Origin of the sequence: Streptomyces sp. NPDC096105 (genome assembly GCF_044763335.1) — a bacterium.
Lineage (GTDB): Bacteria > Actinomycetota > Actinomycetes > Streptomycetales > Streptomycetaceae > Streptomyces.
Window position 1 is genome coordinate 538,746 of the sequence record NZ_JBIWGC010000002.1, and the last position, 23,444, is coordinate 562,189.

Sequence of the window (23,444 nt, forward strand, 5' to 3'; positions counted from 1 at the left end):
CAGGCTGGAGCGCGGAAGGGAAAGGAGCGGAAGTGAGCTACTCCGTGGGACAGGTGGCCGGTTTCGCCGGGGTCACGGTGCGCACCCTGCACCACTACGACGCCATCGGCCTGCTCGTGCCGAGCGAACGCAGTCACGCGGGGCACCGGCGGTACAGCGACGCCGACCTCGACCGGCTGCAGCAGATCCTGTTCTACCGCGAGCTCGGCTTCCCCCTCGAGGAGGTCGCCGCCCTGCTCGACGACCCGGACGCGGACCCGCGCGCGCACCTGCGCCGCCAGCACGAACTGCTGACCGCCCGGATCGAGAGGCTGCAGAAGATGGCGGAGGCCGTGGAACAGGCCATGGAGGCACGCACGATGGGGATCAACCTGACGCCCGAGGAGAAGTTCGAGGTCTTCGGGGACTTCGACCCCGACGAGCACCAGGAGGAGGTCCAGGAGCGCTGGGGGAACACCGAGGCCTACCGTCAGTCGCAGCAGAAGGCGGCCTCCTACACCAAGGAGGACTGGCAGCGGATCCAGCGCGAGGCCGACGAGCTCACCCGGCGGTTCGTCGCCCTGATGGAGGCGGGCGAACCGGCGGACTCCGAGGCGGCGATGGACGTCGCCGAGGACCACCGCCGGGGCATCTCGCGCCACCACTACGACTGCGGATACGAGATGCACACCTGCCTGGGGGCGATGTACGTCGACGACGAGCGGTTCACCCGCAACATCGACCAGGCGAAGCCCGGTCTGGCCGTGTACATGCGGGACGCGATCCTCGCCAACGCCGCACGGCACACCGCCTGAGGCGGTCGTGGCCCGGCCGCCGCGTCGGCCGGTCCGGGCCACGACCGGCGGTGATCCCCCGCACGGCGCCGGCTCGCGGCTTCCTCCGGGACGGGGCACAGTGCATCCTGGGTACCCCCGCGGAACCTGGGCTTCGACGGCTGCGTTCATAATTTGGGCAGCCAGCCCCGCCCTTGACCCCCAGCTGCAGGAGCCACATCCCCGTGACCACGCTTGCGCTCGGCCCCGAGTGGCTGAGCCCGGACTACCTCATCGAGACCTTCAGTCTCCCCGGCATCCTGCTGATCGTCTTCGCGGAATCCGGACTCTTCGCGTTCCTGCCCGGTGACTCCCTGCTGTTCACGGCGGGACTCTTCGTGGCCGAGGGCACCTACATCACCCAGCCGCTGTGGCTGGTCTGCACGCTGATCGTGCTCGCCGCCGTGATCGGCGACCAGGTCGGCTACACGATCGGCAAGTTCTTCGGGCCCCGGCTGTTCAACCGGCCCAACTCCAAGCTCTTCAAGCAGGAGAACCTGGAGAAGGCCCACGAATTCATGGAGAAGTACGGGCCCAAGGCGATCGTCCTGGCCCGCTTCGTCCCCATCGTGCGGACCTTCGCGCCCATCGTGGCCGGCGCCGGCCGGATGAAGTACCGCACGTTCCTCACGTACAACGTCATCGGCGGCATCGTCTGGGGCACGGGCGTCACCGTCGCCGGCTACTGGCTCGGCCAGATCCCGTTCATCAAGAACAACGTCGAGACGATCCTCATCCTGATCGTCTTCCTCTCCGTGGTGCCGATCATCGTCGAGTACCTGCGCGAGCGCGGCAAGAAGAAGCGCGCCGCCGCCGAGGTCCCGGCCGCCGCGCCGTACCCGCAGCCGCCGGTCATGGACGACGCCACCACCCAGCTGCGCCGCATCACCCCGGCCGCCGCCCCCCAGCAGCCCGCTCCGCAGCACTACGGCAACCAGGGCGGCTACCCGCAGCAGCAGCCGTACGGCGGCGGCGCGAACGGCTACCAGCAGCAGCCGAACCGGCAGCCGTACGGCAACGACCAGCGCTACGACCAGCAGCAGCCGTACAACGGCGGCTACTGAGCCCCCGCCGGGCGGCGGGCGCGGCCGGGCTAGAAGCCTCGCGTCCGCTTCGCCGCCCGGCGCTTCTCCGCGGAGCCGATCCGCAGGAACAGCCGGGAGATCTCCGAACCGAGGTTCACCCCGATCGCGATGGCCATCGCCAGCGCCACGGCCTTGGTGAGCGACGTCAGACCCCGGTTCACCTCGTTCTGCGCGATGCCCAGCAGACCGAAGTACGTGGCGGAACCGGGCAGCAGCGGCCCGATCGCGGCCGTGGTGTACGGCAGCGCGGACGCGAACCGGTAGCGGGCCAGCAGCTGCCCGAACAGGCCGACCACACCGGCCGCCACCGCCGTGGCCGCCACCGGCGAGATGCCGCCCGTGTAGTGCATGGCCCCGAACACCACCCAGGCGACCCCGCCGTTCAGCGTCACGGTCAGCACCGTGGACCGCTCCTGCTGGAGCAGCACCGCGAAGGCGAACGACAGCCCGAGCGCCGCCGCGATCTGCAGCACCGGCTGCGGGTCCGCGACGAGCGCCGCGTCCGGGACCAGCTTGGCGCCGAGCTGCACGCCGAAGTACAGCACCGTCAGCACGCCGATGACGATGCCGACGAAGAAGTACAGCACCTCCAGCAGACGCGCGGACGCCGTGATGTAGAAGCCGGTCAGACCGTCCTGCACGCCCGCCACCAGCGCCCGTCCGGGCAGCAGCGCGAAGAGTCCACCGGTGATCACCGCGGACGCCTTCACGTCCGCGTGCGCCAGGGTCAGCGCCACCCCGATCGCGGCCGGCGGCATGGCCGCCACCGTGAACTGGTAGAACTCCGGCAGTCCGCGCCCGGCGCACAGCCAGGCCAGCCGGTCGCCGAGCATGGCGCCGACGGCCGCCGCGACGAACACCAGCAGCTGACCGCCGACCAGCACCGACGCGGAGCCGGCGAGCAGCCCGCTGGCGGCCGTCAGGGCCCAGCCCGGGTAGGGGTGCCGGTTGCGGCGGATCTCCGCCAGCCGCCGGTACGCCTCCTCCAGGGACACGTGGGTCTCGTCGTCGCTGAGGTCGTCCACGAGCTGGTAGACGGCCGCCAGCCGGGTGTAGTCGGGGCTGCGGCGGCGCACCGTGCGGGAGGCGGTCACCGGGTCGTCGACCAGGGACGGCTGGTAGGAGACCGCCAGCAGCGTGAAGGTGACGTTGGGCTCGCAGCGGTCCAGGCCGTAGGAGCGGCACACGGCGAACATCGCCGCCTCCACGTCCTCGGCGCCCTCACCGCCGGCCAGCAGCAGCTCCCCGATCCGCAGGCTCAGGTCCAGCACGCGCGGCACGGCCGGGCCGGACTCGTCGTGCCGGTGCACCGGCTCCGGGGCGGGCCGCTCGGTCACCGGCATGCGCAGCATCGTGCGCATCCGGTCCTGCCAGGGCACGTCCTTGGTCAGCCGGATCAGCGGGACGCCGGCCGGCGGGGTGAAGGAGGCGGCCTGCCGGGCGCTGTACGTCCTCGGCGTGCTGAACGCCGAACCCTCCGGCTCGGCCGGCGGGGGCGGGGCGACGTCCAGACCGTCCGGAACAGCGAATTCCGAGGTGGTCTCGGGCTCCGGTCCGGGCTTCGGCACGGCGAGCCCGTCGGGGAGGGCGAACTCGGACGTCGTCGACGACTCGCTGTCGGCCTGCGCCACCGCACCGGAAGGGGGTGCGAAGGCGTTCCTCGCCTCGTCCGACTGCGGCTTGCGGTCCTCCGCGTCCCTCACGTGCCTTTCTCTCCCTGCTGACGACACCGTCCCTCAGTCTTCCCCCTGCCACGTCAGTATGCGCACGCAGAGCGACGACGGGCCGCACGCCTGCGCGTGCGGCCCGTCGTCGCGTCTCGCGGTGAGAGGGCTCAGTGGCCGCCCTGCTCCTTGAAGCGCTTGTAGGACCGCTCGATCTCGGCCTCGGCGTCGACCCGGCCGACCCAGTTGGCGCCCTCGACCGACTTGCCCGGCTCCAGGTCCTTGTAGACCTCGAAAAAGTGCTGGATCTCCAGGCGGTCGAACTCCGACACGTGGTGGATGTCGCGCAGGTGCTCCACGCGCGGGTCCGTCGACGGGACGCACAGCAGCTTGTCGTCGCCGCCGGCCTCGTCGGTCATGCGGAACATGCCGATGGCGCGGCAGCGGATGAGGCAGCCCGGGAACGTCGGCTCGTCCAGGATGACCAGCGCGTCCAGCGGGTCGCCGTCCTCGCCGAGGGTGTTCTCGACGAAGCCGTAGTCGGTCGGGTAGGCGGTCGAGGTGAAGAGCCGACGGTCCAGCCGGATCCGACCCGTCTCGTGGTCCACCTCGTACTTGTTCCGCGAACCCTTCGGGATCTCGATCGTGACGTCGAACTCCACCGGACGCTCCTCCATGATCAGCACATAGTTCTGGTGGTTAAGTGTCCCTCACGCAGATGTGTGATCGCGAAAGGGGCTGGTGGTCGTGCCGGAGCTGAGGCCTTGGCGGGCCGCGGGACCGCACGTCGTGCGGATCGCGGCCGCCGTCCGACCGCGTCTGGCACGGGTCGCCGCGGCCACCGGGCCGTGGCTCACCCGGTGGCGCCGGCCGGGATCACCGCAGGCCCCACGGGTCGCACGGCCCGGAACCGGGTGGTACACCGCGACCGCCGCCACCGCCGGTCTGGCGCTGGCCGCGGGAGTGGCGACCGCCGCCGGCCCCTGGGACTCCTCGGGTCAGCGTACGGCCGAGCGGGACCGGGCCGTGGCCGTGGAAGCCGCGCGTGGCACAGATCACGACGGCGCCCGGGCGCACGCCGGCACCCCGCCGCGCGGACCGCAGGCCGCCCCGCCCGCCCCGTCCGTGCTCACCGGCCTCGGCGGCACCGCCACCGCCGTGCGGTCCGCGCCCACCCGCAAGGCGCTCGCCGCCGTCCTCGACCCGCTGCTGAAGGACCCGGCGCTGGGCCGCCGCTCCGTCGCCGTGGCCGACGCCGCCACCGGCCGCCGCCTCTACGGCGCGGACCCCGGGGACGCGCTCACCCCCGCCTCCACCACGAAGATCGCCACCGCGGTCGCCGCGCTGTCCGCCCTGGGCCCCGACCACCGCCTCACCACCCGCACCGTCTACGAACCCGACACGAAGGAGGTCGTCCTGGTCGGCGGCGGCGACCCCACGCTCACCGCCCGCGAGAACGCCAAGGGGTCCGCGAGCCTGCGCGACCTGGCCGCGCGCACCGCGGCGGCCCTCGGCAAGCGGGGCGTGCGCAAGGTGACGCTGTCGTACGACACGACCCTCTACAAGGGCGGCACGGCCCACCCGATCGGGGTCAACCCCAACCTCGCCGCCGTCACCCCGCTGATGGCCGACGAGGGCCGCGCCGACGACTCCACCAGCGGGCCCGCCCCGCGCGTCGCCGACCCCGCGGCCGACGCCGCCCGCCGGTTCGGCGACCTGCTGAAGGAGCACGGGATCACGGCCACGCCGCCCGGCCCGTCGAAGTCCACCACGCGCGCCGCCACCCTCGGGGTGGTCTCCTCGCCGCCGCTCGCCTCGCTCGTCGAGCGCATGCTGACCCACAGCGACAACGACCTCGCCGAGGCGCTCGCCCGGCACACCGCCCTGGCCACCGGCAGGCCGGCCGACTTCGCCGGCGCGGGGGCGGCGGTCACCGCCCGCCTCAAGCAGCTGAGGCTCCCGGTGAAGGGCGTCCGGATCAAGGACGGCAGCGGCCTCGACCGCGACGGCCGGCTCACCGCCGACCTGCTCACCGCCCTCCTCGTCAAGGCCGGCGACCCCGCCCACCCGGAGCTCCGCCCCGCCCTCACCGGCCTGCCCGTCGCCGGCTTCACCGGCACCCTCTCCGGCCGCTACGCCGAGGGGGCGTCCGGCGTCGTCCGCGCCAAGACCGGCACCCTCACCGGTGTCAACACCCTGGCCGGCACGGTCGTCGACCGCGACGGCCGCCTCCTGGCCTTCGCCTTCCTCGCCAACGGCACGACGGGCCCGGACGCGGCCCAGACGGCCTTGGACAAGGCCGCGTCGGCTTTGGCGACGTGCGGCTGCCGCACTCCCTAGGGCACGTGCGGAGGCCGCGCTTCCCGGGGACGCGGGACGACGACGCCCCTGTCCGCGCGGTTCCCCGCACCCCCGGAGGGGCGTCGCACAGCCGCGGGCTGTGAGGATCTGCCCGTTTCCCCACCCCTCACGTACCGTTGACACATGACGAGCATCGGTGGCGCCGCCTCATCCGGCATGGTCGACTGGAACCTCGCGGTCGCGACCGCGACCAGGCTCATGCGGCCGGGCCCAGACGTGAGCCGGGACGAGGCCCGCGCCGTCGTCGCGGAGCTCCGCCGCCACGCGCGGTCCGCGGAGGAACACGTCCGCGGTTTCACCGGTCTCGGCACGCCCGAGACCCATGACACGCCCCTCCTCGTGGTGGACCGCCCCGGCTGGGTGAGGGCCAACGTCGCCGGCTTCCGCGAACTGCTCAAACCCCTGCTCGACAAGATGCAGGAACGGCGCGGCACGAGCCCCGGCACCCTGGTCATGGGCGCGGTCGGCGGCAAGGTCACCGGCGTGGAACTGGGCGTGCTGCTGTCCTTCCTCGCCTCCCGCGTCCTCGGCCAGTACGAGACCTTCGCCCCCGCGACCCGGGACCTCCCGGCCGGCGCGGGCGGCGGCGGACGGCTGCTCCTCGTCGCCCCCAACATCGTCCACGTCGAGCGCGAACTCGACGTGGAGCCGCACGACTTCCGCCTGTGGGTGACGCTCCACGAGGAGACCCACCGCACCCAGTTCACCGCCGTGCCCTGGCTGCGGGACCACCTGGAGGGCGAGATCCAGGCGTTCCTGAGCGAGACCGACGTCGACCCCATGACCGTGCTGGAGCGGGTGCGCGAGGCCGCGCAGTCGCTGGTCGGCGGGCGTCCCGAGGGCGAGGAGGGCGACGACGGGCGCTCCCTCGTGGAGATCGTGCAGACCCCCGCCCAGCGCGAGATCCTCGGCCGGCTCACCGCCGTGATGTCGCTGCTGGAGGGCCACGCCGACTACGTCATGGACGGCGTGGGGCCCGAGGTCGTGCCGAGCGTCGCCGAGATCCGCGAGAAGTTCCAGCAGCGCCGCGCCCAGGGCGCCTCCCGGCTGGACATGGCGCTGCGCAAGCTGCTCGGCCTGGACGCCAAGCTCCGCCAGTACCGCGACGGCGAGCGCTTCGTCCGCGCGGTCGTGGACGAGGTCGGCATGGAGGGCTTCAACCGGGTGTGGACCTCGCCCAACACGCTCCCCACCAAGGCGGAGATCGGCAAACCGGCGGACTGGATCACCCGGGTGCACCGCAAACCGGAGGCGTGACCACCGCGCCCCCGTCGCACAGGACGTCCGGCGACGGCAGACGGACGCCCCGCCAATCACCCGTCCGAGGGACCGTGAGTCTCCGGCAGGCGTGCGATGCTCGGGGAACGGCCCGGTTCTGTCACCATCTACACACTCTGCGTGACCGTCCCTCGGGCTCAACCCCCCCGGAACATCATCGAAGGGAACCGGACATGGGTCCCCATCCTGCGGTCGCGGCGATACGCCTGGCGGTCCGCCGCGTCCTGAACGACATCCTCGCCGAACACGGCCGGACGCCCGGCCGCCTCACGCCCGACGAGCGGTCCTCCTCCCCGCTCGTGCTCGTGGCCTGCTCCGGCGGCGCCGACTCCATGGCGCTCGCCTCCGCCCTCGCCTTCGAAGCCCCCCGCGCCGGCCTGCGCGCCGGCGGCGTCACCGTCGACCACGGCCTCCAGGCGGGCTCCGACCTGCGCGCCGCCGAGGTCGCCGCCCGGCTGCGCGACCTCGGTCTGGACCCCGTCGAGTCGGTCGCCGTCACCGTCGGCCGCGAGACGCGGGTGGCGCACAGCGCCTCCTACCGGGGTGGCGGGGGAGGAGGGACGGGCGGCCCCGAGGCCGCCGCCCGGGACGCCCGCTACGCCGCTCTCGACGCCGCCGCCGAGCGCCATCGCGCCGCCGCCGTCCTGCTCGGCCACACCCGTGACGACCAGGCCGAGACCGTGCTGCTGGGCCTCGCCCGCGGCTCCGGCATCCGCTCCCTGTCCGGCATGGCCGCGGTCTCGGGGGCCGACGGCCGTTACCGGCGCCCCTTCCTCCAGCTCGACCGGCAGACCGCCCGCACGGCCTGCATGGTCCAGTCCCTGCCCGTCTGGGACGACCCGCACAACGCCGACCCCGCCTACACCCGCTCCCGGCTGCGCCACGAGGGCCTGCCCGCCCTGGAGAAGGCCCTCGGCAAGGGCGTCGTCGAGGCCCTCGCCCGTACGGCCCAGCTCTCCCGTGACGACGCCGACGCCCTCGACGCCTGGGCCGGGAAGGCCGCGGCCGGCGTCCGCGACGCCGACGGCCGCCTGGAGTGCGCCGCCCTGCACGACCTGCCGCCCGCCGTGCGCCGCCGGGTGCTGCGCCGGGCCGCCATCGAGGCCGGCGCCCCGGCCGGGTCGCTGTTCGCCCGCCACATCGAGGAGGTCGACCGGCTGATCACCGGCTGGCGCGGCCAGGGGGCCATCAATCTCCCCGGCCGGGTCGTCGCCCGCCGGCAGGGTGGCAGACTGGTGATTCGGCAGGGCTGATTCCGGACCCCACCGACCCGTACGAGTCGCGGGGCGGACCGGACCGGCCGGTGGGACGACCGAAAGTGATGCGGGTGGACGCGAAAGACATGGGTGCCGACCTCGAGAAGGTGCTCATCACCAAGGAAGAGATCGACGCCAAGCTGGTGGAGCTCGCGGCGAAGATCGACGCGGAGTACGCGGGCAAGGATCTCCTGATCGTCGGCGTGCTGAAGGGCGCGGTGATGGTGATGGCCGACCTCGCCCGGGCGCTGTCCACCCCCGTCACGATGGACTGGATGGCCGTGTCCTCGTACGGGGCGGGCACGCAGTCCTCCGGCGTGGTGCGGATCCTCAAGGACCTCGACACCGACATCAAGGGCCGGCACGTCCTGATCGTCGAGGACATCATCGACTCCGGACTGACCCTGTCCTGGCTGATCTCCAACCTCGGCTCGCGCGAGCCCGCCTCCCTCAAGGTGTGCACGCTGCTGCGCAAGCCCGAGGCCGCCAAGGTCGCCATCGACGTCGAATGGGTCGGTTTCGACATCCCCAACGAGTTCGTCGTCGGCTACGGCCTGGACTACGCGGAGAAGTACCGCAACCTGCCGTTCGTCGGGACGCTCGCGCCCCACGTCTACGGCGGGTGAACGTACGGCGGCCCGGCCGCCGTACATGATCGGGAACCCCGGCGGGCTCCGTGGCGTTGGAGCATGCGTGGACGCCATTGCCGGCCGTCCCTCGCAGCGTCGGGGGCCGATGCTGGGGTACCGTCCGAAGAACAGCCTTTATCAAACTCACTATGGCAGGAGGGACGGGGCGGCACCGCTCCGTATGGATGGACGTGAAGCGATACTTCCGTGGGCCGGTCATGTGGATCGTGCTGGCCGTCCTTGCCGTGGTCGTGTTGATGCAGGTCGTCGGCTCGTCCGGCGGCTACAAGACGGTGGACACGGGCCAGGTCGTCCAGGCGATCAATGAGAACAAGGTCGAGTCGGCCAAGCTGACCACCGGCGACGAGCAGACCATCAAGGTCCAGCTCAAGGACGGCCAGGAGGTCGAGGGCAGCTCGAAGATCCAGGCGAGCTACATCGGCGACCAGGGCGTCACCATCGCCAGCACGCTGCAGGACAAATTCCAGAACGAGCAGATCCCTGACGGCTACACGGTCTCGCCGTCGAAGCAGAACCCCTTCGTGAGCATTCTGCTGTCCCTGCTCCCCTTCGTCCTCATCGTGGTCGTCTTCCTGTTCCTGATGAACCAGATGCAGGGCGGCGGCTCCCGCGTCATGAATTTCGGGAAGTCCAAGGCGAAGCTCATCACCAAGGACACCCCGAAGACGACGTTCGCCGACGTCGCGGGCTCCGAGGAGGCCGTCGAGGAGCTCCACGAGATCAAGGAGTTCCTGCAGGAGCCGGCGAAGTTCCAGGCCGTGGGCGCCAAGATCCCCAAGGGCGTGCTGCTCTACGGCCCGCCCGGCACCGGCAAGACCCTGCTCGCGCGCGCCGTCGCGGGCGAGGCGGGCGTCCCGTTCTACTCGATCTCCGGCTCCGACTTCGTCGAGATGTTCGTCGGTGTCGGCGCCTCCCGTGTCCGTGACCTGTTCGAGCAGGCCAAGGCGAACGCCCCGGCGATCGTCTTCGTCGACGAGATCGACGCGGTCGGCCGCCACCGCGGCGCCGGCCTCGGCGGTGGTCACGACGAGCGCGAGCAGACGCTGAACCAGCTGCTCGTCGAGATGGACGGGTTCGACGTCAAGGGCGGCGTGATCCTCATCGCCGCCACCAACCGCCCGGACATCCTCGACCCGGCGCTGCTGCGTCCCGGCCGCTTCGACCGCCAGATCGCGGTGGACCGCCCGGACATGCAGGGCCGCCTCGAGATCCTCAAGGTGCACCAGAAGGGCAAGCCGGTCGCCCCGGACGTCGACCTCGGCGCCGTCGCCCGGCGCACCCCCGGCATGACCGGTGCGGACCTGGCCAACGTGCTGAACGAGGCCGCGCTGCTCACCGCGCGCAGCGACCAGAAGCTGATCGACAACAAGATGCTCGACGAGGCGATCGACCGCGTCGTCGCGGGCCCGCAGAAGCGGACCCGGATCATGTCCGACAAGGAGAAGAAGATCACCGCGTACCACGAGGGCGGACACGCCCTGGTCGCGGCGGCCTCACCGAACTCCGACCCGGTCCACAAGATCACCATCCTGTCGAGGGGCCGCGCCCTCGGCTACACCATGGTCCTGCCGGACGAGGACAAGTACTCCACCACGCGCAACGAGATGCTGGACCAGCTGGCGTACATGCTGGGCGGCCGCGCGGCGGAGGAGCTGGTCTTCCACGACCCGACCACCGGCGCCGCCAACGACATCGAGAAGGCCACCGGCCTGGCCCGCGCGATGGTCACGCAGTACGGCATGACCGAGCGGCTCGGCGCCATCAAGTTCGGCGGCGACAACTCGGAGCCGTTCCTCGGCCGTGAGATGGCTCACCAGCGCGACTACTCGGAAGAGGTCGCCGCGCTGGTCGACGAAGAGGTCAAGAAGCTCATCGAGACCGCGCACAACGAGGCGTGGGAGATCCTCGTCGAGAACCGCGACGTCCTCGACAACCTGGTCCTGGCCCTCCTGGAGAAGGAGACGCTGGGCAAGGAGGAGATCGCCGAGATCTTCGCGCCGATCGTGAAGCGCCCGCCCAGGCCCGCCTGGACCGGTTCCTCGCGCCGTACGCCGTCCACCCGCCCGCCGGTCCTCTCCCCCAAGGAGCTGGCCCTGACGAACGGGGCGAACGGCGCCACGCCGGCCATCTCCACCGCGAAGACCGCCACGACGGACTCCGCTCCGCAGCCGGAGCGGACCCCGGAGGAGCGCCCCGAGAGCTGATCCGAGGCTCCCGGAGCCCCTGCGGGCCCGGAATGGATGCCGCGTCCCCCTGGTTCTAGCCTGGGGGCGCGGCATTTTGCGTAACCCGCGGTTCGAGACGCGTGCCCGTCACGCGTGCAGGCACAGGAACGAGGCATCCATGACCGACCCCGTGACGCTGGACGGCATAGCCCCCATCGGTGAGTTCGACGAGGAGCGGGCGCGGAACGCCGTGCGCGAGCTGCTGATCGCGGTGGGCGAGGACCCGGACCGTGAGGGCCTGCAGGAGACGCCGGCGCGCGTGGCGAGGGCGTACCGGGAGATCTTCGCGGGGCTGTGGCAGAAGCCCGAGGACGTGCTGACGACGACCTTCGACCTCGGCCACGACGAGATGGTGCTGGTCAAGGACATCGAGGTGTACTCGACCTGTGAGCACCACCTGGTGCCGTTCCGGGGCGTGGCGCACGTCGGGTACATCCCGTCGACCAGCGGGAAGATCACCGGCCTCTCCAAGCTGGCCCGGCTCGTGGACGTCTACGCCCGGCGCCCGCAGGTGCAGGAACGACTCACCACGCAGATCGCGGACTCCCTGATGGAGATCCTGGAGCCGCGCGGCGTCATCGCGGTCGTGGAGTGCGAGCACATGTGCATGTCGATGCGGGGCATCCGCAAGCCCGGCGCCAAGACGATCACCTCGGCGGTGCGGGGCCAGCTGCGGGACGCGGCGACCCGTAACGAGGCGATGAGCCTGATCATGGCGCGCTGAGCCCGCGGACGGCGCAAGGGGGCACGGTCCGCCCGGACCGTGCCCCCTTGCGCGTGCGGCGCTTCAGCTCGCCGGGGCCGTGCCCGGGGTGTCGTCGTCCTCGTCGTCCGGGAGCCTGCAGACGCGCTCCAGGAAGATGGCCGCCGCTATGACGGCGATGCCGGCCACCACGGAGAACCCGGCGTAGATGGCCTGGTCGCGGCGGGCGGGGACGTCCAGGGACCCCAGCAGCACGACGAACGTGCCGCCGTAGAGGCCGGCGACGAGGGACGCCACCAGCGCGCTGGACTGTCCGAAGACCACCGCACGCGCCGCCATCAGCGGGTCGACGCCCTTGGCGTCGGGCCGGCGCTCGCGCTGGGCCTTGAGCCGGGCGCGCAGGGAGAGCGCGGTGGCCGCCAGGACCACGGCGATCAGGGCGAGGACGACGGGCGCGGCCACGGGCACGCTCGGGAGGGTCCCCACCGCGTTCCACAGGCGGGCCCCGGCCCAGGACAGGACGCCGGCGACGACGAAGACGCCGGCCAGCACCCTGATGCGCAGCTCTTTCACGGTGTCCCTTCGCGTTCCCCGGGCCGGTGGCCCTGGCCGTCCTCGACCTTAACGGCTACTCGGGCAGCCGGAGTTCCAGGTCGGCGCGCGGCGTGACGCCTTCCCGGGTGACCGCGTCCAGCAGGCCGGCCACCGGGCCGTGTCCCGGGAGCTCCGCGGCGGGCTCGATGTCGAGCCAGGGGGCGAGTACGAAGGCGCGCTCGTGGGCGCGCGGGTGCGGGAGGGTGAGCCGCGGGTCGTCGGAGTGGAGGCCGGCGTAGGAGACGATGTCGACGTCCAGGGTGCGCGGGCCCCAGCGCTCGTCCCGGACGCGGTGGAAGGCCTCCTCGACCGCCTGGGCGCGCTCCAGCAGGGAGGACGGCGGCAGGGTGGTCCTCAGCACGGCGACCGCGTTGAAGTAGGACGGCTGGCTGCCGGGCTCGACGCCCCACGGCTCCGTCTCGTACACGGGGGAGACCGCCTTGACCCGGATGCCCGGGGTGTCCTCCAGGGCGTCCACGGCCCCCTGGAGGGTCTCCAGGCGGTTGCCCAGGTTGGCGCCGAGGGAGACCACGGCCTGTCGGGGGTTCTGCAGCGTGGCGTCGGCGGCGTCCACCTGCTCGACCACGGAGGCGGGGACGGGCTGGACGGTCGGGTCGGTGTGGCCCGTGGTGGACGGCCTGGTCATACGCGGCTCCGGGTGATGGTGACGGTCACGTCGTCGAAGGGCACGGTGATCGGCGCGTCCGGCTTGTGGACGCAGACCTCGACCTCCCGTACGACGTCGTGCTTCAGGCAGACCTGGGCGATGCGCTCGGCGAGGGTCTCGACGAGGTTGACGGGCTCGCCCTCGACGACGGCCACCACCTCCTCCGCCACGATGCCGTAGTGCACGGTCTTCGTCAGGTCGTCGTCGGCGGCGGCCGGGCGGGTGTCCAGGCCGAGGACGAGGTCCACGAGGAAGGTCTGGCCCTCCTCGCGCTCCTTCGGGAACACACCGTGGTACCCGCGGGCCCTCAGGCCGCGCAGCGCGACACGATCCACACGAATCACTCCTGCTGTCGTCGGTCCGGCCGGTCGGTGCCCTTGCGGACGGCACACCGGCCCGGCCTCGAATCTACCCGCGGCGGGCGCCGGCCCCGGCGGTCCGGGGCGGCGACCGCCGGACGGGGTCACCGTCCTCCCTGTACGTCTGCCCAGCGGGGGCGGGGCGCTCACGGGCCGGTGGGGCGGCCGTGGCGGGCGGGGTGGGTTCCGCGCCACGTCCCGGGGGCCGCCGGGTCCGTGCGTACGGGTCACGGCGGCGTCTCGTCGTCCTCGGCGTCGTCCTCCTCGGCGAGGACGGGGGAGGCGTGGTGGGACCAGAGCTTCCAGCCGGACGGGGTGCGCCGGTACACGTTGGTGGCGACGACGAGCTGCCCGACCAGCGGTCCCAGCTCCTCCCCGTCCTCGGGGGCGGGACCGCCGCTGAGGATGTTCTCCGTGCAGGTCACCACGGCGGTGTCACCGGTGACGGAGACGTGCACGTCGGTGAGGAAGAACTGGATGTAGTCGGTGTTCGCCATGATCAGCGCGTACGACCGGAGCACCTCGCCGCGTCCGGTGAGCACCGGCCAGCCGGGGTGGACGCAGGAGACCACGCCGGTGTCGGCCGGGTCGTGGTACGACTCGTCGACGCCGAGGTCGGCGGGGGTGAGCCAGGCCGACGCGACCTCTTCGAAGTCGCCCCTCTCCAGTGCCTCGTAGAAGGCGGTGTTGGCGGCCTCGACCTGCTCGACGTCGGTGTGGGGTGCGGTCACCGGGCTCCTTCCGCACCGTGCTCGGGGGACGGGGACGCGTCGTCGGGGCACGCCGCGGCTATCGCGCGGACGACCCGTACGGCGTCGGCGCTGGCCCGGACGTCGTGCACGCGCACCGCCCAGGCGCCCGCCCGGGCCGCCAGGGCGGAGACGGCCGCGGTGGCCGCGTCGCGTTCGCGGGCGGGCGGGGGCGGGGCGCCGGGGCCCGCCAGCACCCGGCCGAGGAACCGCTTGCGGGACGCGGCGACCAGGAGGGGGCGGCCGAGGCCCAGGAGGCGGTCGAGGCGGGCGAGCAGCGCGAGGTCGTGCTCGGCGTCCTTGGAGAAGCCGAGGCCGGGGTCGACGATCACGCGGTCGGGGGCGATGCCGCCCTCCAGGACGGCCTCCACGCGCGCGTGGAGCTCGTCGGCGACCTCGGTGACCACGTCGTGGTACACGCCCCGGACGGTGTCGCCCTCCAGGAAGCCGCGCCAGTGCATGACGACGAACGGGGCTTCGGCGGCGGCGACGACGCCGATCATGGCGGGATCGGCGAGGCCGCCGCTGACGTCGTTGACCAGGGCGGCGCCGGCCGCGAGCGACTGCTCGGCGACGGAGGCGCGCATAGTGTCGACGGAGACGGTGACGCCCTCCGCGGCGAGGCCCCGGACCACCGGGATGACGCGCCTGAGCTCCTCGGCCTCGTCGACGCGGGTGGCGCCGGGGCGGGTGGACTCGCCGCCGACGTCCACCAGGTCGGCGCCCTGCGCGACCAGGTCGAGGCCGTGCTTGACGGCCGTCGTGGTGTCGAACCAGCGGCCGCCGTCGGAGAAGGAGTCGGGGGTGACGTTCACGACTCCCATGACCGCGCACCGGTCCCAGTGGGGGAGGCCCGCGACCTGGCGGCGTCCGCTGTGATTGCTCATACGTTCAGCGTAGGCCCCGGGAGGGCGCGCGGTGCCGCGCGGGCCCGGCGCGCGGGAAACGCGGCGGCGGGGATTGGCGGAGCCTTTCGGGCCGCATTGCCGTGAGGGGGCGCGCGGAGGACCGGGGAGAGCGGGAAAGGGCCGGAAACGGGGTTCCCGGCGGGAGGGGGACAAGCGGATCTCCGGCGGAAGGCGGGCGCACGGGGGAGTGGTCCCGGGAGGGGCGCCGAAACGGATCGGAGGGGCGGGACGGAAGGGCGCCGGCGGGCGGAATCGGAGAGCGGTGCGCGCGGGGGACGCCCCCGTGGGCAAGGGCGGCCGGGGCGGGAGGTCCGGCGGCAGCGGGGGCGGGACAAGGCGAATGCGCGGAGGGCGAGTTGCGTGCCGCACGGGCCCATAAATGATCTTGACGGAAATTCGGTGTCCGCCTATTCACGCGCCGCCCGCATCGCTGACGGGCTGTGAAACATCGCGTGTAGGTTTCTTTTTGCGGGGCGGGGCGCCATCATTTGCCTACGCGCGGTAAGTTTCTGGCCATGCCACGTGGACGTCACCGTCATTCCCCGCCTCTGCACAGGATGCTGCCCCCGTCGGCGATCGCAGGCGTCTCCGTCGTCTGCGCCCTGGCGCCTTGGGTGTTCACGCAGCCGGTGGTGCTCCGTCTCGTGGCCGCGGCCGCCGCGGCCACGGCGATCGCGGGCGCCGTCGTGATGCGCCACTGGGACACCCAGGCGGGCAAACGCGTCGCCGATCTCACGCGCGCGCGGGCGAGCGACGAGTGGCGTTTCGAGGAACGGGTCGCCGAACTCGAGTCCGACCTCGAGGAGTCGCGCGAGCTGCGCACGAAGCTGGAGCAGCGGCTGCGCGCCAAGCGCGCGGAACTGGCGGGCCTGCGCAACGAACACGCCGCGCTGCTGCGCCGGTACGCGGCGGCCGAGGCGGACCGGGCGAACGTGCTCGAGGAGCGCCGGGTGCTGGAGATCGAGACGGCCGTCCCGGCACGCGCCCTGCCCGCGGGCGCGCCCGCGACGCCCGGCGCGGAGCCCGTGACCGCCGAGGCGCCGGAGCCCACCGCTGCCGAGCCGGTGGCGGGGACGACGGCGGACGCGGAGCGGACGGAGGGCGCCGGGCGGGAGGCGAGGACCCCCGGTGTCTTCTCCCCGGAGGGCTCGACGCTGTACCTGCGGGCCGGCGCGGCGCTGGCGCGGTTCGCCGGGCGGCGCGAGGCGAAGGCCGGGGAGACGGACTCCGGCGCGGCGGAGGGGACGGACGCGGAGGCCTCCGTCCCGGCCGCGCGCGAGGAGAGCGCCCCCGGGGCCGGGAAGGCCGGGGACGCCCCGAGGAGCACCGCCCCCCAGGGCGGCGGCACCCCCGAGGACGACGGGCCGGAGCCGACGAAGCGGCCCAGGCCCGATCCGGCGCGGGAGGGCGGGGCCGGCGGGCAGACCCGGGCGGCCGGCGCCCATGAGCGCGCGGCCGCCCCCACCGCGCCGGCCGCTTCCGCCGGCCCGGCCGTGCGGCAGCCCTCCGGGCACTTCACCGTGCCGACCGCGGTGGCGGTCGTCCCGCCGACGCAGCCCGTGCGCCAGCCGGTGTCGGAGGGCGGGTTCGACTTCTTCGGCACCAAGAAGGACGCTCAGCGCTCCGCCCTGGACGCCGTGCAGAACGAGGACCTCGCCGACGTCGTCGGCCAGGAGGCGCTCGCGCTGCACAAGGCGGAGGCCGAGGCGCGGTACAAGCCGGCCGACGAGGAGACGCGCGGCGCCGGTCAGGTCATCGACCTGACGGCCCACGACGAGACCGAGCACATCGACGTCCAGGGGCTGCGCAGCGCGGCTTCCTGAACCGGCCGGAACGCCGCCCGGACCGGCGAAGGGGCCCCGCCCGGACGCGGGGGCCCCTTCGCCGTGCGCGGCACGCCTGTCAGGCCATCCAGCGGTCCGGCAGGGCGTCCCTGCGCCCGGTGCGGGACCGTTCCGCCTGGGCGTGCAGCAGGGCGGCGGCCTCGTCGGCGGGGCGCAGCCGGGCCGTCACGGTGCCGTTGGCGCCGGTGTCCACGTGGACGTCGGCGACCCCGCGCGCCCGCTGCCACGGTCCCTGGGCGAGCCGGACGCTCTGCACCTTCGCGTGCGGGACCAGCGACAGGCTGCGCCGCAGCAGACCGCGCCGGGCGGCGAACACCGCGTCCGTGACGGCGAGTCCGTAGCCCCGCCACCACACCGGCACGCACCACCGCGCGCGTCGGGGCGGGCGGGAGAGCGCCTCGGGCGGGGGCACGGTCACCCCGGGCAGGACGCGCGCGACGACCGACTCGGCCATCGCGCGCGGGGCCACCGGCAGCAGCAGCGAGTTGGACGAACCCGCCACGTCCAGCTCGACCCGCACCCAGCCCCGCCTCCGCCACAGCAGCGGCTCGATCAGCCGCACGGTCTGCACCCGGCCCGGCGGCACCGTCTCGTGCGCCCGGTCCAGCAGCCCGTGGTCGATCCGGAGCCCGTCGGGCGACTCGCCCAGCGTCCAGTCGTACTCGGCGACGAAGCGGCCCACGCTGCTCGCGCCCGCCGCGCCGAGCATCGGCACGCCCGCCGCGAGCACCGTCCACAGGCTGTGGGTGGCCGTCCACAACAGGGGCAGCGCGACGGCGGCGACCACCAGCCAGCCCCAGGTCGCGCCGGTCAGCAGCAGCGAGACGGCGAGCACGCCCGGCGGCACCCGCAGCATCTGCTGGGAGGGCGCCTCGCCCACCTCGTGCGCGGTCTCCGGGGCGAACCCGGCCGCCCGCGCCAGCAGCTCCGCGCGCAGCGCCCGCGCCTCGCCGGCCCCGAGGAAGGCGAGCTCGTCCTTCTTGTCGGCGCCCACGACGTCGAGTTTCAGCTTCGCCACGCCCGCGACCCGCGCGAGCAGGGGCTGGGTGACGTCGATGGCCTGGATGCGCTCCAGCCGGATGTGCGCGGTGCGCCGGAACAGCAGCCCGGTGCGCACCCGCAGTTCGGTGTCGGTCACCGCGAAGTGGGTGAACCACCAGCTCAGGAAGCCGTAGAGGGCGGCGGCCGGGATGAGCACGCCGAGGCCGATCAGCAGCGTGGTCGTGGTCAGCCGGGTGAGCTGGCGCTGCGCCCCGTCGGGGTCGTGCACCGCCCACCCCATCAGGACGGCCACCGGCGCCCACGCCCGCCTCAGCGGCGTGACGGGGTGCAGTCGCCGCTCGGTCACCGGCGGCCGGTCGCGTACGTCCTCCTGGACGCCGGGCGCGGTCACAGCCCCGCCGATCGGGCCTCGCCCAGCTCGGTGAGCCGGTCGCGCAGCCGCTCCGCCTCGGCCGGGTCGAGGCCGGGGATGGTCGCGTCGGTGGCCGCGGCGGCCGTGTGCAGCTGCACGCTGGCCAGCCCGAAGTGCCGCTCGACGGGCCCGGAGGTGACCTCCACGAGCTGCATCCGTCCGTACGGCACGACCGTCTCCTCGTGCCAGAGGACGCCGCGGCTGATCAGCAGATCGTCGGAGCGTTCGGCGTACCGCCAGGAGCGCCAGTTGCGCTCCAGCATCACCCAGCCCCACAGCAGCAGGGCCAGCGGCAGCACCGCGAAGGCGCCCCAGCCGGGCCCCGCCAGCAGGCCCGGCACCAGCGCGGCGGCCAGGGTCAGCAGCCCCAGCCACACCACCAGCAGCAGCCGCCGCATCTTCAGCAGTCCGGGCGGCAGCGCCCGCCACTCCGGCTCCGCCGTGCCGTCGTCCGCCGCCGGCACGTCCGCCGTCCCGGGCGTCTTCGGCGCGTCCGCTGTTCCCGTGTCGTGCGGGCTCCCCGTCTCCATGGGGCCAGCGTACGTAGGACAGACTGTGTCCATGACTCCTACGACGGAGACCATGGTCGGAATCGGCGGCGCGGCGGAGAGCACCGACATGGTGCTCAACATCGGCCCGCAGCATCCCTCCACGCACGGCGTGCTGCGGCTGAAGCTCGTGCTGGACGGTGAGCGGATCGTCCGCGCGGAGCCGGTGATCGGCTACATGCACCGGGGCGCGGAGAAGCTGTTCGAGGCCCGCGACTACCGGCAGATCATCATGCTGGCCAACCGGCACGACTGGCTGTCGGCGTTCTCCAACGAGCTGGGCGTGGTGCTCGCCGTGGAGCGGATGCTCGGCATGGAGGTCCCCGAGCGCGCGGTGTGGCTGCGCACGCTGCTCGCGGAGCTGAACCGGGTGCTCAACCACCTGATGTTCCTCGGCTCCTATCCGCTGGAGCTCGGCGGCATCACCCCGATCTTCTACGCCTTCACCGAGCGCGAGAAGCTCCAGCACGTCATGGAGGAGGCCTCCGGCGGGCGCATCCACTACATGTTCAACCGCGTCGGCGGCCTCAAGGAGGAGCTCCCGGCGGGCTGGACGGGACGCGCGCGTGCCGCGGTCGCCGACGTGCGCGCGTGCATGGACCGCTTCGACGACCTGGTGCTCGGCAACGAGATCTTCCGGGGCCGCACCCGCGGCGTCGGCGTGCTGTCCCCGGAGGCGGTGCACGCGTACGGGGTGAGCGGACCGATCGGGCGCGCCTCGGGCGTCGACTTCGACCTGCGCCGCGACGAGCCGTACCTGGCCTACGGCGAGCTGGGCGGCGTCCTGAAGGTGGTCACCCGCGAGGAGGGCGACTGCCTCGCCCGCTTCGAGTGCCTGCTGGAGCAGACGCACAACGCCCTGGACCTCGCCGACGCCTGCCTCGACCGGCTGGCGGAGCTGCCGCCGGGCCCGGTCAACCAGCGGCTGCCGAAGGTCCTCAAGGCGCCCGAGGGCCACACGTACGCGTGGACCGAGAACCCGCTCGGCATCAACGGCTACTACCTGGTCAGCAGGGGCGAGAAGACGCCGTACCGGCTGAAGCTGCGCTCGGCGTCGTACAACAACATCCAGGCGCTCACCGAGCTGCTGCCGGGCACGCTGGTCGCGGACATGGTGGCGATCCTGGGGTCGTTGTTCTTCGTCGTCGGCGACATCGACAAGTAGCCGCCGCGGCGGCCGTCAGCCGGCGAGGACGTCCTCGGCCCCCACCGGCTGCACCAGCCAGCCGAAGTCGCCGAGGCCGCCCGGCGCGGTCAGCTCGGCGGCCTCCCCCGCGGCGGCGAGGGCGCGGACGTAGCCGGCCGGGTCGCTGCCCGCCAGGGCCAGCGGGGGACGCCCGCCGGTGACGCCCAGGGAGCGCAGGGCGTCCCGCTGCGTCAGCAGGCGCGCGCCCGGCAGGGCGGGGGCGGCGGCGCACGCGTCCAGCGCGACGTGCGCCGTGAGGTCGCGGGAGCCGTCCGGCACCGGCGCCGTCTCCCGCCCCTCACGGAACGCGGTCAGCGTCCCGAACGGCGGGCGCGCGCCGGCCGTGTGCGCGTAGTCCACGGCGACGGCGACACCGCGCTCCAGCGCGCCGACGGCCGCCGCCCAGGCGCGGTCCCGGGGGAGTCCGATCTCCGCGCGCAGGCCCTCCTCGGGCGGCAGCGGCCACCACCGGTCCAGCCACCCGGCGTCCGCCCCGGCGACCGGCTCCCCGAGCCGCTCGGCCCCGTCCGCCCGCACCAGCACGTACCGCGGGGTGCCGGACGCGTCCGTCTCGGCGACGTCCACCGGCACGTTGTCCAGCCACTCGTTGGCGAACAGCAGCCCCGTGATCCCCTCCGGCGGCGCGTCCCGCCACACGATCCGCCCGTCCAGCCCGTCGGGCCGCGCGGCCAGCTCGACCGCGCAGGGGCGCACACGGTCCGCCACGTCCGCGGGGAGCGCGCCGAGCACCCCGGTGACCAGTTCGCCCCGTCCGGCGGCCAGGTCCACGAAGTCCAGCGCCGCCGGCCGGCCCAGCGCCTCGTCGACCCGGCACAGCAGCCGCGCCACGGCGTCCGCGTACAGCGGCGAGGCGTGCACGGAGGTCCGGAAGTGCCCGGCCGGGCCCGTGCCGGGGCGGCGGTAGAAGCCGTCCGGGCCGTACAGGGCCTCCTGAGCCGCCTCCCGCCACCCGCGGAAACCGTCCTCCGCCGTCCCGGCCGTCCCCGCCGTCACCGCTTCCCCGCGTCCGCCGTCGCCGTCGTCACCGGCCCAGGCTACGTGCGCGCACCGGCCCGGCCTCCACCTTGGGGAGTACACGCGCGGGCGGGGATCGGCCCTTCGGTTGACCCCTGCACGCATTTCGCTTCCCTACGCTGGGTTACGTGCAGCGCCTCTATGACTTCCTCCGCAGACACCCGACGTGGGTCGACGGCTTCTGGGCCGTGATCCTGTTCGGGCTCACGGCGGTCAGCGGAGCGGCCGTGGAGGAGTCCCGGGGCACCGAGAGCCCGGCCCTCATCGTCCCGGTCATGCTTCTGCTGTCCCTGGTGGTGGCACTGCGCCGCCGGATGCCGGAGCGGATGCTGGTCCTCGCCCTGGTGGTGGGCCTCGGGCAACTGATCCTCGACGTGCCCGTGCTGCCCGCCGACTTCGCCCTGCTGGTGATCGCCTACACGGTCGCGGCGACCGGCGCCCGCTGGGCGTCCCGCCTCGCGCTGACCGCGGGCCTGTGCGCGGCCCCGCTCGCGCAGATGCGCTGGCCCAGTCCGTACGCGAGCACGGCCGAGAACGTCGTCCTGTCGGTCATCCTCGCCGTGCCCTTCGCCCTCGCATGGGTGCTCGGCGACTCCGTACGCACCCGCCGCGCCTACTTCGCGCAGCTGGAGGAGCGGGCCGCCCGGCTGGAGAAGGAGCGCGAGGCGCAGGCCAAGGTCGCGGTCGCCGCCGAGCGCGCCCGGATAGCCCGCGAGCTGCACGACGTGGTCGCCCACAACGTGTCCGTGATGGTGGTGCAGGCCGACGGCGCCGCCTACGTCCTCGACGCGGCGCCCGACCAGGCCAGGAAGGCCCTGGAGACCATCTCCACCACCGGCCGCCAGGCCCTCGCCGAGATGCGCCGCCTGCTGGGCGTGCTGCGCACCGGCGAGCACCAGGAGGCGGGGGAGTACGTGCCCCAGCCGGGGCTGCAGCAGATCGAGGACCTCGTCGAGCAGTGCCGGGAGTCCGGGCTGCCCGTGGACTTCAAGGTCGAGGGCACCTCGCGCGAACTGCCCCGCGGGGTCGAGCTGACCGCCTACCGGATCGTGCAGGAGGCGCTGACCAACACCCGCAAGCACGGCGGTCCCGACGCGGGCGCCAGCGTGCGGCTGGTGTACTTCGACGACGGGCTGGGCCTGCTCGTGGAGGACGACGGCAAGGGCGCCCCGCACGAGCTGTACGAGGAGGGCGGGTTCGACGGCCAGGGCCACGGCCTGATCGGCATGCGGGAACGGGTCGGCATGGTGGGCGGAACGCTGGACGCGGGACCGCGGCCGGGCGGAGGATTCCGCATCAGTGCGCTGCTGCCGCTCAAACCAGCGCACTGACACATACGCACGCCCCCTGTTGACACCTGTCACGCCCCCCTTCGACGCCCCGACGCCCCGACGCCCGAACGACTGAACGGAAGAGGCCACGATGACGATCCGCGTGATGCTCGTCGACGACCAGGCGCTGCTGCGCACCGGTTTCCGGATGGTGCTCGCCGCCCAGCCGGACATGGAGGTCGTCGCGGAGGCGGGCAACGGCGTGGAGGCCCTGGAGGTGCTGCGGGCCACCGCCGTCGACGTGGTGCTGATGGACGTCCGCATGCCGAAGCTCGACGGTGTGGAGACCACCCGCAGGATCCGCGCGGACACCGACCCGCCGAAGGTGCTCATCCTCACCACCTTCGACCTCGACGAGTACGCCTTCTCCGGGCTGAAGGCGGGCGCGTCCGGCTTCATGCTCAAGGATGTGCCGCCCGGCGAACTGCTCAGCGCGATCCGCGCCGTGCACAGCGGCGACGCCGTGGTGGCCCCCTCCACCACCCGCCGGCTCCTGGACCGGTTCGCGCCGATGCTGCCCAGCAGCGGCAAGCAGCCCGAGCACAAGGAGCTGGAGCGGCTCACCGAACGCGAGCGCGAGGTCATGGTGCTGGTCGCGCAGGGCCTGTCGAACGGGGAGATCGCGTCCCGCCTGGTGCTCTCCGAGGCGACCGTGAAGACGCACGTGGGCCGCATCCTCACCAAGCTGGGGCTGCGGGACCGGGTGCAGGTGGTCGTCCTCGCCTACGAAACGGGTCTGGTGCGGGCCGGCGGACACGGCTGAGCGGCGCCCCCG

Annotated in this window: 22 protein-coding genes; 12 read left to right on the forward strand and 10 right to left on the reverse strand. The window is 73.3% G+C overall.

Translation table 11 applies throughout. The features are described 5' to 3' along the window. The first annotated feature begins 32 nt into the window (after nt 1-32). Complete coding sequence (locus tag ACIQ8B_RS05295) at nt 33-794, forward strand: MerR family transcriptional regulator (RefSeq protein WP_106413138.1); 762 nt, start codon at nt 33-35, stop codon at nt 792-794. Between the two features lie 203 nt (nt 795-997). Beyond that, nucleotides 998-1,876, forward strand: a complete 879-nt coding sequence (locus ACIQ8B_RS05300) for a DedA family protein (RefSeq protein WP_403545412.1) — start codon at nt 998-1,000, stop codon at nt 1,874-1,876. Between the two features lie 29 nt (nt 1,877-1,905). Here the strand turns inward: ACIQ8B_RS05300 and ACIQ8B_RS05305 are convergent, their stop codons facing one another. Beyond that, nucleotides 1,906-3,600: a threonine/serine exporter ThrE family protein gene (locus ACIQ8B_RS05305; RefSeq protein ID WP_290005398.1), complete on the reverse strand. Its 1,695-nt coding sequence runs from the start codon at nt 3,598-3,600 to the stop codon at nt 1,906-1,908. Nucleotides 3,601-3,731: 131 nt separating this feature from the next. After that, nucleotides 3,732-4,223, reverse strand: coding sequence for an inorganic diphosphatase (locus ACIQ8B_RS05310; protein ID WP_006132604.1), 492 nt, complete (start codon nt 4,221-4,223; stop codon nt 3,732-3,734). 79 nt (nt 4,224-4,302) lie between these two features. Between ACIQ8B_RS05310 and dacB the strand changes: the two genes are divergently transcribed. From dacB to folE, 6 genes are all read left to right on the forward strand, one after another. Then, nucleotides 4,303-5,901 (forward strand): D-alanyl-D-alanine carboxypeptidase/D-alanyl-D-alanine-endopeptidase, encoded by a 1,599-nt coding sequence (dacB, locus tag ACIQ8B_RS05315; protein ID WP_403545414.1) that lies wholly within the window; start codon nt 4,303-4,305, stop codon nt 5,899-5,901. 177 nt (nt 5,902-6,078) lie between these two features. After that, nucleotides 6,079-7,179 carry a zinc-dependent metalloprotease gene (locus ACIQ8B_RS05320; protein WP_198602720.1) on the forward strand — a complete coding sequence of 367 codons (1,101 nt, stop codon included), beginning with the start codon at nt 6,079-6,081 and terminating at the stop codon, nt 7,177-7,179. A 194-nt stretch (nt 7,180-7,373) separates the two neighbouring features. Further along, nucleotides 7,374-8,453 (forward strand): tRNA lysidine(34) synthetase TilS, encoded by a 1,080-nt coding sequence (gene tilS, locus ACIQ8B_RS05325; protein ID WP_106413133.1) that lies wholly within the window; start codon nt 7,374-7,376, stop codon nt 8,451-8,453. Nucleotides 8,454-8,521: 68 nt separating this feature from the next. Beyond that, nucleotides 8,522-9,082, forward strand: a complete 561-nt coding sequence (hpt, locus tag ACIQ8B_RS05330; RefSeq protein ID WP_037933814.1) for a hypoxanthine phosphoribosyltransferase — start codon at nt 8,522-8,524, stop codon at nt 9,080-9,082. 188 nt (nt 9,083-9,270) lie between these two features. Continuing rightward, nucleotides 9,271-11,310, forward strand: coding sequence for an ATP-dependent zinc metalloprotease FtsH (gene ftsH, locus ACIQ8B_RS05335; protein ID WP_403545417.1), 2,040 nt, complete (start codon nt 9,271-9,273; stop codon nt 11,308-11,310). A gap of 139 nt (nt 11,311-11,449) precedes the next feature. Beyond that, nucleotides 11,450-12,055 carry a GTP cyclohydrolase I FolE gene (folE, locus tag ACIQ8B_RS05340; RefSeq protein WP_290005403.1) on the forward strand — a complete coding sequence of 202 codons (606 nt, stop codon included), beginning with the start codon at nt 11,450-11,452 and terminating at the stop codon, nt 12,053-12,055. 63 nt (nt 12,056-12,118) lie between these two features. Here folE and ACIQ8B_RS05345 read toward each other — a convergent pair whose 3' ends face one another. From ACIQ8B_RS05345 to folP, 5 genes are all read right to left on the reverse strand, one after another. Further along, on the reverse strand, nt 12,119-12,607 hold the full coding sequence (locus ACIQ8B_RS05345; RefSeq protein ID WP_106413130.1) for a DUF3180 domain-containing protein: 489 nt from the start codon (nt 12,605-12,607) through the stop codon (nt 12,119-12,121). A gap of 55 nt (nt 12,608-12,662) precedes the next feature. After that, nucleotides 12,663-13,274, reverse strand: a complete 612-nt coding sequence (gene folK, locus ACIQ8B_RS05350) for a 2-amino-4-hydroxy-6-hydroxymethyldihydropteridine diphosphokinase (RefSeq protein WP_403545420.1) — start codon at nt 13,272-13,274, stop codon at nt 12,663-12,665. Continuing rightward, complete coding sequence (gene folB, locus ACIQ8B_RS05355; protein WP_106413128.1) at nt 13,271-13,630, reverse strand: dihydroneopterin aldolase; 360 nt, start codon at nt 13,628-13,630, stop codon at nt 13,271-13,273. The genes folK and folB overlap by 4 nt, the downstream gene beginning before the upstream one ends. Nucleotides 13,631-13,881: 251 nt before the next feature. Then, complete coding sequence (locus ACIQ8B_RS05360) at nt 13,882-14,385, reverse strand: nuclear transport factor 2 family protein (protein ID WP_106413127.1); 504 nt, start codon at nt 14,383-14,385, stop codon at nt 13,882-13,884. Continuing rightward, nucleotides 14,382-15,290 carry a dihydropteroate synthase gene (folP, locus tag ACIQ8B_RS05365; protein WP_106413126.1) on the reverse strand — a complete coding sequence of 303 codons (909 nt, stop codon included), beginning with the start codon at nt 15,288-15,290 and terminating at the stop codon, nt 14,382-14,384. Before folP ends, ACIQ8B_RS05360 begins: the two co-directional genes overlap by 4 nt. Nucleotides 15,291-15,868: 578 nt before the next feature. On the opposite strand from folP, the gene ACIQ8B_RS05370 reads away from it, so the two are divergent. Then, complete coding sequence (locus ACIQ8B_RS05370; RefSeq protein ID WP_403545423.1) at nt 15,869-17,134, forward strand: hypothetical protein; 1,266 nt, start codon at nt 15,869-15,871, stop codon at nt 17,132-17,134. A 79-nt stretch (nt 17,135-17,213) separates the two neighbouring features. Here the strand turns inward: ACIQ8B_RS05370 and ACIQ8B_RS05375 are convergent, their stop codons facing one another. Both ACIQ8B_RS05375 and ACIQ8B_RS05380 read right to left on the reverse strand, forming a co-directional pair. Further along, nucleotides 17,214-18,548, reverse strand: coding sequence for a PH domain-containing protein (locus tag ACIQ8B_RS05375; protein WP_290005413.1), 1,335 nt, complete (start codon nt 18,546-18,548; stop codon nt 17,214-17,216). Then, nucleotides 18,545-19,099, reverse strand: coding sequence for a PH domain-containing protein (locus ACIQ8B_RS05380; protein ID WP_290005414.1), 555 nt, complete (start codon nt 19,097-19,099; stop codon nt 18,545-18,547). Before ACIQ8B_RS05380 ends, ACIQ8B_RS05375 begins: the two co-directional genes overlap by 4 nt. 31 nt (nt 19,100-19,130) lie before the next feature. Between ACIQ8B_RS05380 and ACIQ8B_RS05385 the strand changes: the two genes are divergently transcribed. Further along, complete coding sequence (locus ACIQ8B_RS05385; RefSeq protein ID WP_290005415.1) at nt 19,131-20,282, forward strand: NADH-quinone oxidoreductase subunit D; 1,152 nt, start codon at nt 19,131-19,133, stop codon at nt 20,280-20,282. Between the two features lie 15 nt (nt 20,283-20,297). Here the strand turns inward: ACIQ8B_RS05385 and ACIQ8B_RS05390 are convergent, their stop codons facing one another. Further along, a complete protein-coding gene (locus ACIQ8B_RS05390; RefSeq protein WP_403545426.1) occupies nt 20,298-21,317 on the reverse strand; it encodes an SAM-dependent methyltransferase in 1,020 nt (339 codons plus the stop codon). A gap of 149 nt (nt 21,318-21,466) precedes the next feature. On the opposite strand from ACIQ8B_RS05390, the gene ACIQ8B_RS05395 reads away from it, so the two are divergent. Then, nucleotides 21,467-22,669 (forward strand): sensor histidine kinase, encoded by a 1,203-nt coding sequence (locus ACIQ8B_RS05395; RefSeq protein WP_290005417.1) that lies wholly within the window; start codon nt 21,467-21,469, stop codon nt 22,667-22,669. 91 nt (nt 22,670-22,760) lie between these two features. After that, the gene (locus ACIQ8B_RS05400; RefSeq protein ID WP_290005419.1) at nt 22,761-23,432 is read left to right on the forward strand and encodes a response regulator transcription factor; all 672 of its coding nucleotides are present in this window, start codon (nt 22,761-22,763) and stop codon (nt 23,430-23,432) included. Nucleotides 23,433-23,444 lie beyond the last annotated feature (12 nt).

Coding starts and splice junctions, on each gene's coding strand:
- ACIQ8B_RS05320 (WP_198602720.1), top strand. CDS start 6,079: ATGGTCGACTGGAACCTCGCGGTCGCGACCGCGACCAGGCTCATGCGG.
- tilS (WP_106413133.1), top strand. CDS start 7,374: ATGGGTCCCCATCCTGCGGTCGCGGCGATACGCCTGGCGGTCCGCCGC.
- hpt (WP_037933814.1), top strand. CDS start 8,522: ATGCGGGTGGACGCGAAAGACATGGGTGCCGACCTCGAGAAGGTGCTC.
- ftsH (WP_403545417.1), top strand. CDS start 9,271: ATGGACGTGAAGCGATACTTCCGTGGGCCGGTCATGTGGATCGTGCTG.
- folE (WP_290005403.1), top strand. CDS start 11,450: ATGACCGACCCCGTGACGCTGGACGGCATAGCCCCCATCGGTGAGTTC.
- folK (WP_403545420.1), bottom strand. CDS start 13,274: ATGACCAGGCCGTCCACCACGGGCCACACCGACCCGACCGTCCAGCCC.
- folP (WP_106413126.1), bottom strand. CDS start 15,290: ATGAGCAATCACAGCGGACGCCGCCAGGTCGCGGGCCTCCCCCACTGG.
- ACIQ8B_RS05370 (WP_403545423.1), top strand. CDS start 15,869: ATGCTGCCCCCGTCGGCGATCGCAGGCGTCTCCGTCGTCTGCGCCCTG.
- ACIQ8B_RS05380 (WP_290005414.1), bottom strand. CDS start 19,099: ATGGAGACGGGGAGCCCGCACGACACGGGAACAGCGGACGCGCCGAAG.
- ACIQ8B_RS05385 (WP_290005415.1), top strand. CDS start 19,131: ATGACTCCTACGACGGAGACCATGGTCGGAATCGGCGGCGCGGCGGAG.
- ACIQ8B_RS05400 (WP_290005419.1), top strand. CDS start 22,761: ATGACGATCCGCGTGATGCTCGTCGACGACCAGGCGCTGCTGCGCACC.